This window comes from Pseudomonas sp. MWU13-3659 (genome assembly GCF_023757525.1).
Classification (GTDB): domain Bacteria; phylum Pseudomonadota; class Gammaproteobacteria; order Pseudomonadales; family Pseudomonadaceae; genus Aquipseudomonas; species Aquipseudomonas entomophila_E.
In genome coordinates, this window is record NZ_JAMSHW010000007.1 from 242,795 (window position 1) to 257,740 (window position 14,946).

At 61.2% G+C, this 14,946-nt stretch carries 12 protein-coding genes and 1 pseudogene; 1 reads left to right on the forward strand and 12 read right to left on the reverse strand.

Features of this window, described 5'->3' with window-relative positions; all coding sequences use genetic code 11:
* Positions 1–125: 125 nt before the first annotated feature.
* From murI to hemA, 5 genes are read right to left on the reverse strand one after another with little or no spacing between them, the layout of a single operon-like run.
* Entirely contained in the window at positions 126–923 is a 798-nt protein-coding gene (gene murI, locus NGM28_RS11955) for a glutamate racemase (protein ID WP_252090278.1), read from the reverse strand.
* A complete protein-coding gene (locus tag NGM28_RS11960) occupies positions 916–1,671 on the reverse strand; it encodes a molybdopterin-synthase adenylyltransferase MoeB (protein WP_240066276.1) in 756 nt (251 codons plus the stop codon). Before NGM28_RS11960 ends, murI begins: the two co-directional genes overlap by 8 nt.
* Positions 1,665–2,495 (reverse strand): peptide chain release factor N(5)-glutamine methyltransferase, encoded by an 831-nt coding sequence (gene prmC, locus NGM28_RS11965; RefSeq protein ID WP_252090280.1) that lies wholly within the window; start codon positions 2,493–2,495, stop codon positions 1,665–1,667. Before prmC ends, NGM28_RS11960 begins: the two co-directional genes overlap by 7 nt.
* The gene (prfA, locus tag NGM28_RS11970; protein ID WP_011532211.1) at positions 2,496–3,578 is read right to left on the reverse strand and encodes a peptide chain release factor 1; all 1,083 of its coding nucleotides are present in this window, start codon (positions 3,576–3,578) and stop codon (positions 2,496–2,498) included.
* Positions 3,575–4,852 (reverse strand): glutamyl-tRNA reductase, encoded by a 1,278-nt coding sequence (gene hemA, locus NGM28_RS11975; RefSeq protein ID WP_213659576.1) that lies wholly within the window; start codon positions 4,850–4,852, stop codon positions 3,575–3,577. The genes prfA and hemA overlap by 4 nt, the downstream gene beginning before the upstream one ends.
* Positions 4,853–5,298: 446 nt before the next feature.
* Here hemA and NGM28_RS11980 point away from each other — a divergent pair, with 446 nt between their 5' ends.
* Complete coding sequence (locus NGM28_RS11980) at positions 5,299–5,556, forward strand: DUF3077 domain-containing protein (RefSeq protein WP_240066274.1); 258 nt, start codon at positions 5,299–5,301, stop codon at positions 5,554–5,556.
* Positions 5,557–6,012: 456 nt separating this feature from the next.
* On the opposite strand, the gene NGM28_RS11985 is transcribed toward NGM28_RS11980, so the two are convergent.
* From NGM28_RS11985 to NGM28_RS12015, 7 genes and pseudogenes are all read right to left on the reverse strand, one after another.
* A complete protein-coding gene (locus NGM28_RS11985) occupies positions 6,013–6,921 on the reverse strand; it encodes a DUF2167 domain-containing protein (protein WP_011532207.1) in 909 nt (302 codons plus the stop codon).
* 276 nt (positions 6,922–7,197) lie between these two features.
* Complete coding sequence (locus NGM28_RS11990; protein WP_252090281.1) at positions 7,198–7,773, reverse strand: hypothetical protein; 576 nt, start codon at positions 7,771–7,773, stop codon at positions 7,198–7,200.
* A 164-nt stretch (positions 7,774–7,937) separates the two neighbouring features.
* Positions 7,938–8,129 (reverse strand): hypothetical protein, encoded by a 192-nt coding sequence (locus NGM28_RS11995; RefSeq protein ID WP_252090282.1) that lies wholly within the window; start codon positions 8,127–8,129, stop codon positions 7,938–7,940.
* A 22-nt stretch (positions 8,130–8,151) separates the two neighbouring features.
* Positions 8,152–8,415: an immunity protein TriTu family protein gene (locus NGM28_RS12000; RefSeq protein ID WP_252090284.1), complete on the reverse strand. Its 264-nt coding sequence runs from the start codon at positions 8,413–8,415 to the stop codon at positions 8,152–8,154.
* Positions 8,406–9,758, reverse strand: a pseudogene (locus NGM28_RS28680) (TreTu family toxin); the annotation flags it as partial. The gene NGM28_RS12000 and the pseudogene NGM28_RS28680, both read right to left, overlap by 10 nt.
* A 187-nt stretch (positions 9,759–9,945) precedes the next feature.
* On the reverse strand, positions 9,946–10,353 hold the full coding sequence (locus tag NGM28_RS12010) for an Imm44 family immunity protein (protein WP_240066272.1): 408 nt from the start codon (positions 10,351–10,353) through the stop codon (positions 9,946–9,948).
* An 8-nt stretch (positions 10,354–10,361) separates the two neighbouring features.
* Positions 10,362–14,946, reverse strand: a 4,585-nt coding sequence (locus tag NGM28_RS12015) for an RHS repeat-associated core domain-containing protein (RefSeq protein ID WP_252090286.1), incomplete at its 5' end; no start/stop codon positions are given.

The following is a 14,946-nucleotide window of genomic DNA, read 5'->3' on the forward strand; positions in this document are numbered from 1 at the left end:
ACCTCTGTAGGAGCGGCTTTAGCCGCGATGCAGGCGACGCGGTGTCTGGTACTCACTTCGTGGATGATCGCGGCTAAAGCCGCTCCTACAGAGGCCGCACGGGGCCAGGGCATCGACGCAAGCTTTCAGAGCGGGAAGCGTTGCACGCTCTCGGACGGCTTCCACAGCATGGGCAAGATTTTCTTCAGGCTCTGCGGATCGGCGCTGGTCCAGAACGCGGTTTCCCGCGCCGACCCCTCGGCCAGCAGGTCGCGCTCGCCCAACAGGCGTTGCAACTGCCGCGCTACGGCGGCGCCGGTATCGATGATCGCCACGTCCGCCGGGACCATGTCCGCAAGCATCGGGCGCAAGAAGGGATAGTGGGTGCAGCCGAGGATCAAGGTGTCGCACCCCTGCGCCAATAACGGCTGCACATAGCCTGCCAGCCGCTCACGCAGCGCCGGGCTGGTGAGATCGCCAGCCTCGATGCACTCGACCAGCCCAGGGCACGGCTGGGTGATCACCCGCACGTCGCTGGCAAAACGGTCGAGCAAGGCGGCAAACTTGGCGCTCTGCAAGGTGCCGGTGGTGGCCAGCACCCCGACCACGCCGGAACGGGTCGCCGCCGCCGCCGGCTTGACCGCCGGCTCCATGCCCACCACCGGCCAGTCCGGGTACAGCGCCCGCAAGTCGGCGACAGTCGCCACGGTGGCCGTGTTGCACGCCAGCACCATGGCCTTGGCGCCCTGCTCGCGCAGGAAGCCGGCAATATGCCGCAAGCGCTGACGAACATAGTCCGGCGTCTTCTCGCCATACGGCACGTGCCCGCTGTCGGCCACATACAGCAGCGTCTCGTTAGGCAGCAGGCGCTGGATCTCGGCCAGCACGGAAAGACCGCCGACGCCCGAATCCATCACGCCGATCGGCGCCGAGCGCTCACTCATCACGGTTGCCACACACAGCGCAGGCCGGGTCGCGCTTGACCCTCAACTCGCGCATGCGCGTGCCCAGCGCATCGATCAGCAACAACCGCCCCACCAGCGGCTCGCCGAAGCCTGCCAGCAGCTTCAGCGCCTCGAGCGCCTGCAAGCTGCCCACCAGGCCGACCAGCGGGCCAAGCACACCGGCTTCGCTACAGGTCAGCTCGGCCTCGCTGCCATGGCCGTACAGGCAGTGGTAGCAAGGGCTGGTGTCGCGTCGGGTGTCGAACACCGACAGCTGGCCTTCGAGGCGGATCGCCGCGCCGCTGACCAGGGGCTTGCCGGATGCCACGCAGGCGGCATTGACCGCCTCGCGGGTGGCGAAGTTGTCTGAACAGTCCAGCACCACATCGACGGCGGCCACTGCGGCAGCCAGCGAATCCTCGTCCAGCGCCTGGCGATGAGCGACCAGCGCAATCTCTGGGTTGATCGCTTGCAGGCGCTTGATCGCCGAGTCGACCTTGCTCATGCCGACACTGTCGCTGTCGTGGATGACCTGGCGCTGCAGGTTGGTCAGGTCCACCGTGTCGAAGTCGGCCAGGTGCAGCTCGCCGACACCGGCCGCAGCCAGGTACAGCGCCACCGGCGAGCCCAGACCGCCGAGGCCGATCACCAGGGCCTTGCCGTGCTTCAGGCGCAGCTGGCCGTCGATGTCCACCTGCGACAGCAGGATCTGGCGGCTGTAGCGCAGCAGCTCCTGGTCGCTCAGCATGGCAGGCGCCCCAGGCTGATGCGTTCGTGGCCGCCCAGGTCGACGCGGCTGGCCACGTCGATGAAACCGCCGGCGGTCAGCAGTTCGCGCACGGCGGGGGCCTGGTCGTAACCATGCTCAAGCAGCAGCCAGCCGCCCGGCAACAGGTGTTGCGGGGCCTGGGCGACGATCACACGCAGGTCGTCCAGCCCGTCTTCACCGGCCACCAGGGCGCTGCTGGGTTCGAAGCGCACGTCGCCGGCCACCAGGTGTGGATCGGCGGCGCGGATGTAGGGGGGGTTACTGAGAATCAGATCGAAACGCTCGCCTTCAAGAGCGTCATACCAGTGGCTGGCACGCACCTGGACGTTGCCCAGGCCCAGGCGCTGGCGGTTGCGCTCAGCCAGGGCCACGGCCTCTTCGATGCGATCCACCGCAGTCACCTGCCAGGCCGGGCACTCGCTGGCCAGCGCCAGGGCGATGGCCCCGGTGCCGGTGCCCAGGTCCAGCACTCGGGCCGGCTTGGCCGGGACCAATTCGAGCGCTGTCTCCACCAGCAGCTCGGTATCCGGGCGCGGGATCAGCGTATGCGGCGCCACTTCCAGGTCGAGCTTCCAGAAGCCCTGCTGGCCCAGGATGTAGGCCACCGGCTCACCGGCACGACGGCGCTCGAGATAGCCGGCGAACAGCTCGGCCGCCTCGCTGCTGACGATGCGCTCGGGCCAGGTGTGCAGGTAGCTGCGCGACTTGCCCAGGGCAGCGGCCAGGAGCAGCTCGGCGTCCAGCCGCTCGGTCGGCGAATCCGGCAGCTGCGCGTTGCGCAGCAGGCTGGCGATGATGGTCATTCAGTCCCCCAGGGCGGCCAGTTGATCGGCCTGGTATTCGGCCAGCAACGGCTCGATCACGGCGTCCACGCCACCAGCGAGGATATCGTCGAGCGAGTAGAGCGTCAGGTTGATGCGGTGGTCGGTGACCCGGCCCTGTGGATAGTTGTAGGTGCGGATGCGCTCGGAGCGGTCGCCCGACCCCACCAGCAGCTTGCGCTCGCTGGCGATGGCGTTCTGCGCGGCGCTGGTCTGCATGTCGTTGAGCTTGGCCGACAGCCAGGACATGGCCCGGGCGCGGTTCTTGTGCTGCGAACGCTCTTCCTGGCACTCGACCACGATGCCGGTGGGCAAGTGGGTGATGCGGATGGCCGAGTCGGTCTTGTTGACGTGCTGGCCACCGGCGCCGGAGGCGCGGTAGGTGTCCACCCGCAGGTCGGCGGGGTTGATCTCGATGGCCACCTGCTCGTCGGGCTCGGGCAGTACCGCCACGGTGCACGCCGAGGTGTGGATACGGCCCTGGGATTCGGTCTCGGGCACGCGCTGCACGCGGTGGGCACCGGACTCGAACTTCAGCTTGCCATAGACGCTGTCGCCTTCGACCCGGGCGATGATCTCCTTGTAGCCGCCGTGCTCGCCTTCGTTTTCAGACAGGATCTCCAGGCGCCAGCCGCGTTTCTCGGCATAGCGCGAGTACATGCGGAACAGGTCGCCGGAGAAGATCGCCGCCTCGTCGCCACCAGTGCCGGCGCGGATTTCCAGGAACACGTTGCGCCCGTCGTTGGGGTCCTTGGGCAGCAACATGCGCTGCAGCTGCGACTCCAGGCCCACCAACTGCTCCTTGGCTTCGCGCACTTCCTCCACGGCCATCTCGCGCAGGTCGGGGTCGGCGTCCTTGAGCAGCGCCTGGGCGCCCTCGAGGTCGTCCTGTACCTTGCGCCAGCCTACATAGCAGGCGATCACCGGCTCGACTTCGGCGTACTCGCGGGAGTAGGCGCGAAAGCGCGTCTGGTCGGAAATGACTTCGGCATCACCCAGCAGCGCGGTGAGTTCCTCGAAGCGGTCCTGGAGCGTGTCCAGTTTGTTCAGCAGCGACGCTTTCATTGCGGGGTTTTGTCCGTCGAGCCCTCGTGAAGGGCGAAGAGTTCCTGGGCCATGGCCAGCGCATCGAGGCGGCCTTCGGCAGAGAGCTTTTTCAGTTGCACGCTCGGGGCGTGCAGGAGTTTGTTGGTCAGGCCCCGGGCCAGTTGCATCAGCACGTCCTCGGGGTTGCCACCGTTGCCCAGCAGGCGCAGGGCCTTTTGCAGTTCTTCGTCGCGCAGGCGCTCGCTTTGCTGGCGATAGGCCTTGAGCACATCCACCGCCGCCAGCTCGCGCAGGCGCACCATGAAGTCGTCGGCGCCGGCCGAGACCAGCTCTTCGGCGGCCTGGGCCGCGCCCTGGCGGCTCTTGAGGTTTTCCGCCACCACTTCGTGGAGGTCGTCGACGGTATAGAGGTAGACGTCGTCCAGCTCGCCGACCTGCGGCTCGATATCCCGCGGCACGGCGATGTCGACCATGAAGATCGGCTTGTGCCGGCGCTGCTTCAGCGCGCTTTCCACCGCGCCCTTGCCGAGGATCGGCAGCTGGCTGGCGGTGGAACTGATGACGATGTCGCTGTTGGCCAGCTCTTGCGGAATGTCCGCCAGCAGCACCGCATGGGCGCCGAACTGCTCGGCCAGGATGCTGGCGCGCTCCAAGGTGCGGTTGGCGACCACGATGCGGCGCACGCCCTGCTCGTGCAGGTGGCGGGCGACCAGGGTGATGGTCTCGCCGGCGCCGATCAGCAGCGCCTGGCTGCGGCCCAGGTCGGAGAAGATCTGCTTGGCCAGGCTCACCGCGGCGAACGCCACCGACACCGGGTTCTCGCCGATGGCGGTGTCGGTGCGCACCTGCTTGGCGGCGCTGAAGGTGGCCTGGAACAGGCGCCCCAGCAGCGGGCCGACGGTGCCGGCCTCACGGGCCACGGCGTAGGCCGACTTCATCTGGCCGAGGATCTGCGGCTCGCCGAGCACCAGCGAATCGAGGCCCGAGGCCACGCGCATCATGTGCCGGACCGCGTCGTGCTCTTCGTGGATGTAGGCGCTGGCGCGCAGCTCGTCGAGGCTCAGCTGGTGATAGTCGGCCAGCCACTGCAGCACGGCGTCGGCGGCCAGGTGGTCCTGCTCGATGTAGAGCTCGCTGCGGTTGCAGGTCGACAGGATCGCCGCCTCGCGGCTGGCGGTCAGTCGGCACAGCTGCTGCAGGGCGTCCACCAGCTGCTCCGGGGTAAACGCCACGCGCTCGCGTACGTCTACCGAGGCAGTCTTATGGTTGATACCAAGTGCAAGAAAGGCCATGCAAGGTCGCTGGTTGGGACGTGAAGCCGATAATTGTCCTACTTCGCAGGTTTTTGAACAACCACCGTTCGCTATTGTGGTGATGGTTAAGCGCTATCACGGTGTCTGAGGGGTGGTCATCCGCCGACAAAGTGAGCGCCTGGGTGGCTGTGCAGGTGGCGGGGCAAGATTGCTGCGCTCATCAGGCGATACTGGCCCAGCCCAAGTCCCCCGCCACGATCCTGATGATGGCGTCGATGCATGAAGTCGAATCGCTGCGCGTGTTGCTCGAATCGGCGTTGATCCAGGTGCAGATGCCGGCGCAGCCGCAGACGCTGCATTAAGCCCTGGCCGGCCCTGTTCGCCAGCAAGGCTGGCTCCTACCGGGGCTGCGATTCACCTGTAGGAGCCAGCCTTGCTGGCGAAAGGGCCCGCCCAGCCCCCAACAACTTCAGGGAGATTGAACAATGACCACAGACAACACCACCGCAGGCAAAACCAAGTTCTACCAGGGCGAAGGCCAAACCGACCCGCTGTTCTGCATCGAACCCGGCATCCCCTGCCAGCACGCCCGCGACCAAGCCTCGGAGCTGATGGGCTGCGTGCGCGACCTGACCATCGCCGGGATCATGGAAGAAAAGCCGCAACTGCTCTGGGCGTCGTATTACCTGAGCGCGCTGGCCAAGGCGCTGATGGATGATGCCGAGTTGGGAATGAGGCACTGAGCATGCGGTGCCTGGGGGCGGTGCGCCGGCTCCCAGACAATCGCATTGAGCGCAACGAAAGCCGAACATGCACCTAAGTAAGTGCCATTCAAATACGTCCCCTTTTCCCCCATTCGAGGTCTTTGGGCGCAGGGCTTTTGACCGCGTGTTGGCGACTAGGTGCTCGCCGTCCGCCTTGCAGCGCGCTCAAGATCGAGCGCTGCACCTCTCCCGCCGTACACCTCGAAGCTTCGCAACGTTCGGCAAAACCAGGTTATTTTCTCTAGGGTTCGCCCTGAAAGCAGCAAGGCTGACTATAAATCGAAAAGTCCGAGGGCTGCGTTGGGTGGATGGCGGACGGTCATGGAGATGGCCCCACCACATTGTGCCCTGAACGGCATTAATGCCTGGAAGCATTCAGCAGGCACGTTCGTTTTAAGGAGGTGGCCCACCCAGCAAGGGTGAGCCAGGTCTGAATCAGGATCGCTTGCGCTTGAACAGCTTGCCGAAGAAGCCGGCGATGGCCACCAAGCCCAGGATGATGAACTTCTTGAACGCCAGCAAGGCAACACCGATCTTGGCGAACAGGCCCGCCTTGGCGGCGATGCCACCGGCGACCAGGGCGGCCAGGCCGTATGGCGCCAGCTTGTCGGTCTTGGCGTCGTAATCGGCGTAGCGGTTGCCGTCGGTGAAGTTGGTGAAGGCGAGGATCTTTGGCGTTTCCTGCTTGATGGTCTGCAGGTCGGCCATCGCCGCCACGGCATTGAGCTCCAGCACGCCTTCGCGGCCCAGCACGCGGATGCTGTAGTTCAGGGTGGTCTGGTCGGCGTCTTCGGCCTTCAACTCTCGCGCCCAGTACATCTTGTGGGTAGCCTGATCGTAGCTCGGTGGTTCGGCCCAGCCCAACAGTGTCAGGCCGGCATAACCTTGCTTGCGACGCTCCTTGTTGTCTTCCTCGTCATCGGCCTTCATCTGCTCGAGCAGGTCGGCGTAGTCGATCTTGGCTGCGTCATCGTCGGAAATGTGGCCGTCGTTCTTGTAGCTGATGATCACGCCCCAGCCGTTGTCCGCCAGTGGATTGACGGCGGTCGGGATGATCATGCCGAGGGTCTTGAAGCCCGGTGGGTTGCCCCAGCCTTCGGTCAGCAGGCGCTCGGTGTCGCCCGGTGACAGGTAGTAGAACTCGTTGTTGAGTTGGAGGCTGGCGATACCGCCGGGCAGGGTGATGTTGCCGTGCTGTTGCTTGAGCGTGGCCAGCCACTGCTCGGCGGTCTGGTGCGGTTGTTCGCTGGCGGTTGGCGCAGACGCGGGAGTGCTGGCGGCAATGGCAGGCAAAGTAGTTGCGCAGAGCAACACTGCCGCCAACAACTGGCGCAGGTGTTTCATCGTAGTCCCTTACAATTTGAAATAATTTGGGCGCGCAGGATAACTGAAAGAGCTGGCCAATCGCCAGAATCTCGTGTCTTTGTCTACCTTTCGATGCCAACGGGACACGCTTGCGCGTCCTCCTTTCTGGCGGTCAAGCCAGTGACATCCTCTGTGCCCAGCCTCTGCCTGGACGCAGTCAGCATTGCGTCAAGCCAACGCGGCTATTCCATGCGGTGTTAGCGACATCTCTTTTCGTACAGAGCCTAGAGCTCTCAAACACGTATACAAAACAAATTACCCACGAAAAAAGTGCAAGCTTAGATCATTAGCCAGCTCAACGATATCTTCATCCTGGCTACCCTCGCCCAGTTTTATATGCGCTTCTAGCAAGCGCTTACCCCCAACAACACATAAAAATTCACCAACATTTTTATACGTATAATAATCCACACCATCATTGCAGAAACCAGATACAATTTTCCCGACCAGTTCATCCCGACCAGATGCCCAGCCACGGGAAGCTAAAATATCTCTTGCCAGCAGCATCTCTTCCTCATTCCCATCTATCGATATATTTATGAGTTCCTCGACAAACGAGTCAGAGCAAGAAAGATCAAGCAAACCATCCCTGGCAACTTTTAAAGATACCCGCCGATCTTCACTACTGCCAGAACGCAGCATCGCCATCAAATCAGGCTCATACTGTAAATACAGAGATCGAACATCATAGCCATACTGATTTATGACGCGCTCATGCAGTTCATAATTAGACCACGAAAGCCCAGAACGCTGAACCGACTCAACAAAACCGCGAACCTTCTCATTAAAAGAATCCTCGATCGCACTAAACGCCGTCATGAACTCACTCATACCTCACCCCCATACTCCCACGGCAACGCTTTAAACAATCTATCAAACCCATCCCGTGTCATATCGCGAGTTGGATACACTGTTGAGTGCCCAGGAGGCATATGCCCGCCTGGCATATCACGCCCATCATGCTAACCGCCAAACCCTCAGACATTTTTACGTCTTCAGGTTAAGCATGCGAGGAGTTCGGCCTTGGCCGTCGCATTGAGGGCGGAGCCGAGGTTGGTGCTGTAGGCGCCGGCCATGTAGTTGTCGAGGCTGGCCTGGGGGTCGTAGACCAGCAGGTTACCTGCGGCGGCTGGCGGGTTGGCAGGCGCCTGGCCTGGGCCCGCCAGCGCGGCCGCGACCAGGCACAAATCCGCTAAAACTAAAACATCCCTATTTCAATACCGAAATAAACTTCCCGAAAACGTCAATAAATTCCTGCAGGTCTTTTATCTCGTAACGCTCATTAATTATATAACCACCAGAATCGACATCGATAGCTTCAATAACACAACTATCATCATCCCACAATGTCAGCCTCGCCAAATTACACTCATCATCAACGTTGATAACGGCACTTGAACTCAACTCATTCTCATTCAGCTCCAGCTTTCTGCTTGAGTTAACCTCAAGCCAAGCCAATATCTCTATGAACATTTGATAATTCCATCTTCAGTTTTATGTGCTTTGACTTGAATGTCTTCTGCCACTGGCATTTCCGGTACAGGATTACCCTTCCTTTTGGCAAGCCTTCCCTCTAATGAGTCGGGACCCACAATTTTTGCCCACCCCTCATTGGTTTTAATTAGAGACTCCTCTGGAACATTAAACTCAACATACTTGGTTCCGGGCTTAGCCTGTTTTCCAAAAGCATCAATACTGGCTGGAGATGCAACATGCGTTGTTCCTGTAGAGCTTTGCACAACTTTCCCAGTACTAGTCATTTGGTTGTACTCGGAAGGCCCCATCCAACGACCAACTGTTACTTTTGATAGCCCCAGTGGATCGATCCAGATCAGAGGGTTCGGCGCGTACTGATAGAGGTTTGTTCCTCCCAATAGCCCTATCGGATCTTGAGAGATGAATTTCGCGATGTTCGGATCATAGTACCGATAGCGGTTGTAATGCAGCCCCGTCTCGTGGTCGTGGTATTGGCCCTGGAAGCGGATCGAGTTGCTCAGGCCGACTTGCTTCGCCCACTCCGAGCGGGCCTCCTTGACCGCCCCCCACGCCTTGTACTGCGCCGTCCAGGCCACCTCACCGTTGTGGTCGGTAAGTTCCATCGGCGTGCCGAGGTGGTCGCACTGGTACCAGGCAATGGCGTCGATCGCCTGCGGTTTGATCTCGTGCTGCCACAATGGGTCCTGATCGAAATCGTACTCCCGATCGCTCCAATCCGGCTGCCGTAGCAAGCGAATCGGGCTCTTGCGCAGCGCCTGAGCAACCGGCACGAAACTGCCCGGCTCGTACAGGTAATGCACGGTCCGCCCGGTGTCGCCTTCATCCTGTGGCGGCGAGCTTTCCCAGGCCAGGTTATCGCCATCCCAGTCGTACAAGGTGTAACCACAGCCCAGTTCGCGCTGGCGCTTGGCCCGCTGCATCTGGTTCCAGCCACTGCCGGCACGCGGATCATCCTGGTGGTGCGCGGTGGAATGCTTGTGCAGACGGCGGCCCAAGGCGTCGTAGCTGTACACCACGCTGAGCTTGCCATCGTCGAAGCGCGCCAAGCGGTCGAACAGGTCCCAGCTCAGGCGCGCCTGTTCACCGTTGTGCAGGCGATGGATCAGGTTGCCACGGTCGTCGTACTGGTAATGGGTCCCGGCGTATTCACGCAGCAGGTTGTCCATCAACTTGTTGCGGCGCGGGTCGCTTTCCAGCGGACGGTTCAGTTCCTGGGTCTTGTCATCCAGCAGGTTGCCGGCCGGGTCGAAGGTGAAGGTCTCCACGCCCAGGCGGCTGGTGGCTTGCAGCAGGCGGCCGACCGGGTCGTATCTTGATTCCCATCAATGCCTTATCTAACGGAGGAACGCTACCACTCGCTTTAGATTTCACCCACAAGATCATCTTTACCTTATCGCCGATATATCCAAAATCGAAGTAGACACAAGGCACAAGCCGAGAGTCTTTATAGCGAAAAAATCATCAGCCTCACGCCAGGGAGATCATGCTAAGTGGGGCGAGGCTTTATTATGCATTTAGCTTCGCCCGGGCTTTCTCAACAGAATCCTTGAGCACATGGGCGTCGGCTTCAGTCAATTTTAAGCTTTTTATCTCTCCCATCATCTCCACAGAACGAGCCAGTGCGTCTAGCATCAAACTAACTTGCTTCAAGCTTTCAGACTCTTTGAACACATAAAATGGTAACTGCACACGCAACTCAACAACATTAGTTGATTTATGATAGCGCTTAACTTCAGGGTAAGCCCCCACTATATCATCCGGCATAACGATAGATATAAAGCTCCATTGCTTTGCACCACAGTTCAACTCTACATCTTTAAGCAATTCAATGATGATAGGCTCTACCGCTTTGCGAGCCTCTCTTTCCGAATCGCCAACCTCTATATTTTTCTCACTTGACATCCAAAATTTCATTTAATCACCTAGAAATCGCTTTTGTTTAGCGGAGGTCTTTTTCCACCGTTCCTAGCTTTATATTCAAGAATTTTTTTATGCTGCCAAGAGTGCATCTCTTTCTTGCTTCCGGATGCCTCCTGGAACATTTCCACGTTATTTTCCTCCATATACTTTGCAGTATAACGCCGCTTACCCATGGTGGTTTCACCATACTTCATCACCTCACCAGTGTCGCGATCTCGTAAGGTATAACCAATAGCAGGCTTAGTCGAATTGTGGCTATTCCCATGAGTACCATCCGACTTACACGGACACGGCTTCGAAGGATCTTTTCCCGCCCCAAACCTACCACCCGCCTGCCGCGGCTGCCCTTTCCACAACCCTAACGGGTCGACCCACTCGACAGGGTTCGGCGCATACGCAAACAGGTTCAAACCACCGGTGTAGCTGATCGGGTCCTGGTTGATGAACCGCCCGGCCCTCGGATCATAGTACCGATAGCGGTTGTAATGCAGCCCGGTCTCATGGTCGTGGTACTGACCCTGGAAGCGGATAGGGTTGCTCAGGCCATTCTGCTTCGCCCACTCCGAGCGGGCCTCCTTGACCTCACCCCATGCCTTGTACTGCGCCGTCCACGCCACTTCACCATGGTGGTCGGTCAGCTCCATCGGCGTGCCGAGGTGATCGCATTGGTACCAGAGGATCGCGTCGAGTGACTGCGGTTTGACCTCGTGTTGCCACAGCGGGTCCTGATCGAAATCGTATTCCCGGTCGCTCCAGTCCGGTTGGCGTAGCAAGCGGATCGGGCTCTTGCGCAGCGCCTGGGCAACCGGCACGAAACTGCCCGGCTCGTACAGGTAATGCACGGTACGCCCGGTCTCACCTTCGTCCTGCGGCGGCGAGCTTTCCCAGGCGAGGTTGTCGCCATCCCAACCATACAAGGTGTAACCGCAACCCAGTTCGCGCTGGCGCTTGGCCCGCTGCATCTGGTTCCAACCACTGCCCGCACGCGGATCATCCTGATGGTGCGCGGTGGAGTGCTTGTGCAGACGGCGGCCCAAGGCGTCGTAGCTGTACACCACGCTGAGCTTGCCATCGTCGAAGCGCGCCAAGCAGTCGAACAGGTCCCAGCTCAGGCGCGCCTGTTCACCGTTGTGCAGGCGATGGATCAGGTTGCCACGGTCGTCGTACTGGTAATGGGTCCCGGCATACTCACGCAGCAGGTTGTCCATCAACTTGTTACGGCGCGGGTCGCTTTCCAGCGGACGGTTCAGTTCCTGGGTCTTGTCGTCCAGCAGGTTGCCGGCCGGGTCGAAGGTGAAGGTCTCCACGCCCAGGCGGCTGGTGGCTTGCAGCAGGCGGCCGACCGGGTCGTACCGGTAGGCCAGGTGGCCACGGCGGGTGTCGTGGATATCGGTCAGCTGGCCGACGGCATCGTACTGATACTGGCGCTTGAGCAAGGTCGACTGGCCGTCATGGCTACCCAGCAGTTGCTCTTGCAGGCGCCCCGCCGGGTCCCAGGCCTGGGTTTGCATCAGCTGGTTGCCCTGATGCCGCACCACTTCGCGGTGCAGGTCATCGCGCTCATAACCCAGCAGCTCGTGCTGGTCGAGGGTCATGCCCAGCACATGGCCGCTGCCGTAGGTGAGCACGCTGACCTTGTGCCCATCCGGGCGAACGGTCGCGACACGGTTGTTGAGCACGTCGTATTCGTGCTGCCACACCGCAACCATCGGCACCTCGGTACCGAGGTAGTACTGGTGCTCGCGGGTCAGGTTGCCCGCCTCGTCATGGAACCACTGCAGTTTGCTGGCCGCGTTGATCGCCTGGATCAGGTTGCCGTTGCGGTCGTAGGCGAAGGTCTCTTCCTGACGCTGGTCGCCCTGGCTGGCGACTCGGGACGTGATGCGGCCCACGGCATCGTAGGTGATATCGATGCGGCGCTGGCCGACCTGGGTGCTGGCCAACCGGCCACTGTCCGGGTCGTACTGGTAGCGAGTAACCAGGCCATCGAAGCCCTTCTCTTCCAGCAAGCGATCCAAGGGGTCATAGAGGAAACTGATCTTGCTGTCGTTCTGGTTCTCCAGCCCGATCAAGCGCCCGAGCTTGTCCCAGCGATAACGCAAGGTGCGCTCATCGGCATCCACCCGCTCAGCCAGCATGCCAGCGGCGTTGTAGACCCAGGTGGTGCAGCGATCCAACGCATCGACATGGGCCAGCAGACGGCCCTCGGCGTCACGCTCGAAACGCTCTTCGGTGTTGTCTGGGTGGGTGACCTTCGCCAGCTGGCCAGCCTTGTGCTCGAAGGCCGTCTTGTTGCCAGCGGCATCGATGAACGACACCAAGTGCCCCAGCTCGTCGTATACCCACTCACTGGTCTTGCCCGAACAGTCGGTGTACTCGATCAGTTGATCCGCCGCGTTGTACGCCAGCTTTTTCTCGTTGCCGTTGGCGTCCTTGATCGCCTTCACCAGCCCGGAAGGCGTGTAGGCGAACTCGGTCTTGTTGCCCAGTGGGTCGACGGTCTCGACCAGGTTGCCCTTCTGGTCGTAGTCCCGCAGCCACAGGCCGCCCTCGGCGTCGCAGATCTTGATCAGGTTGCGGCGGCCGTCGTAGGCAAAATGCGTCTGGCTATGGTCAGGGCGAATATGGCGAATGACACTGCCTTGCTCGTCGTAGTCATAGCGGTCTTCGCTGCCATCCGGGTGGACGTGGCGCAGCAGCTTCTTGCGCTCATCGCGGAACAGCCATTCCGAACGCTCGTCCGGATAACGGATGCGGTACAGGTAGCCAAGGATGTCGTAGTAGTACCAGGTTTCCTGGCCATGGGCGTCGGTGACGTAGGTGAGGCGGATGTTCTCATCCCACTCCAGCTTCGTGTCGAAGCTGCCATCGTCGGCCCACTCGCGAATGGCTTTGGCGTCGAAGGCGCTACCGTCCCACTGCAGGTTGATACCCCGGTCGGTACGGTCGGTGTAACGGTTCACCAGGTGGTTTTGATACTGGTAGCGCCAGGCCGCGCCGTCTTCGTCCTGCGCCGCGATCAGGTCACCCTGGCTGTCGTAGTGGTAGGCGCACAGTTGGCGCAGCGGTTGGCCGTCACGCATCTCCCACAGGCCGGTGACATGGCCGTGGTCATCGATCAAGGTGCCGAGGTGGCGGTGGATCTGGTTCGGGTCATCCTGATAGGTGATGACGTCCGAAAGCACCGGCCGCCCCTCGTGGCGGTGCTCGTAGTGCAACATGCAACCGGCGCCATTGTTGAGCGTGATCTTCTGCAAGTAATAGCGATCACCGACACGCAGGTAGTACTCCTTGCGGTCGAAGCCTCGGCAGATCACCAGCTCGTTTTCGCGGCTGCGGATCAGCAGCAGGTCTTCGATGGCGTTGAACAGTGACTGCTCCACCTTGGGCAGCTCGAAGGCATGGCTGCGACCATCGAAGTCGTGAAACAGGATGCCCTTGTCGACGACATCGATGCGCGTAGTGAACTCGGTGATCCAGCGCGCCCCAAGGTTGCCCTGGTCGTATTCGGCCAGGCGCGAGTGATAGATGCGCTGCCACTCGATCGGGAATGGACCTGGCAGGCTGAAGTCTGTGTGGACGATGAATTCGGAGCCGAGCGCGAAACTGATGCTGCGCGGAGTGAATGCCATCGTTTCTTCCGGACAGCCCCTTTTTACCGGGCTGGAGGCGCCTTGGGCCTTCGCCTGGGAGCTGCTGACCGCCAACTCGCCCTTGCCTTTCTCCCGCTCAACCTGCGTGGTGGTCCCCGGCTTGCTCACCCCCGGCTGCCCGTTCTTGTTGCGCTTGCGGAAGCCCTTCACTGCGCCGCCGAGCACCGTCAGCATCCAGCCGATGCTCATCTGCGTGGCAGGGTCAGCCAGCTTGGCAAACTGTCGGGCCATCTCCGGCCCTAGTGCGCGCAACTGGCCGGTGTTGGCCAAGACTTTGGTCTTGATCTCGTCCGGCAGCAGTTTGCTCGTGGCGCTGTTGGCCAGCCCTTTACCAGCAGCCTTGTAAGCGCTATGCACGGCACCTAAGAAGTTGCTGAAGGCCGCCTTGGGGTCGTTGAGCAGCTTGTCGGCGGCGGCAGACGCCTGTTTGCCCGCCTTCGACATGTCGCCCTTGGCGTCTAGCTGGCTCAGGGCGACCTTCTCCAGCCCGGTGGCGATTTCGTTGGTCATCTTGGTACCCAACGCGCCCGCGTCGGCGAGAATGCCGGCGATCTTCGGCTGAGCCTTGGCCACGAAATCGTCAATGGTCCCGGCGATGGTCGCGTTGAGGTGGCCGATCAGCACCTGGATCAGCGAATCGCCCAGCAGCATCTTGGCGCTGTTGCGCAGCTCCTGGCGCACCAGGAACAGGGTCGGGCGCAGGCTCATGCGTGCCGCGGCCATGGTCGGTGGCGCCGGCAGCACGCCGATCAGGTTGATGCCCAGGCTCACCCAGTCGAGCAGCTGGCGGTTCTTGCTCTTGACCAGGGTCACCACGTCGCCCAGGGCGTCGACCAGGGCCATGATGTTGCTCACCACCGGCAGCGCGCCGGCCACGGTCTTGATCCGTTCGAGGGTGACGTAGCCGCCGCTGACCGACTGCAGCCAGGCATCG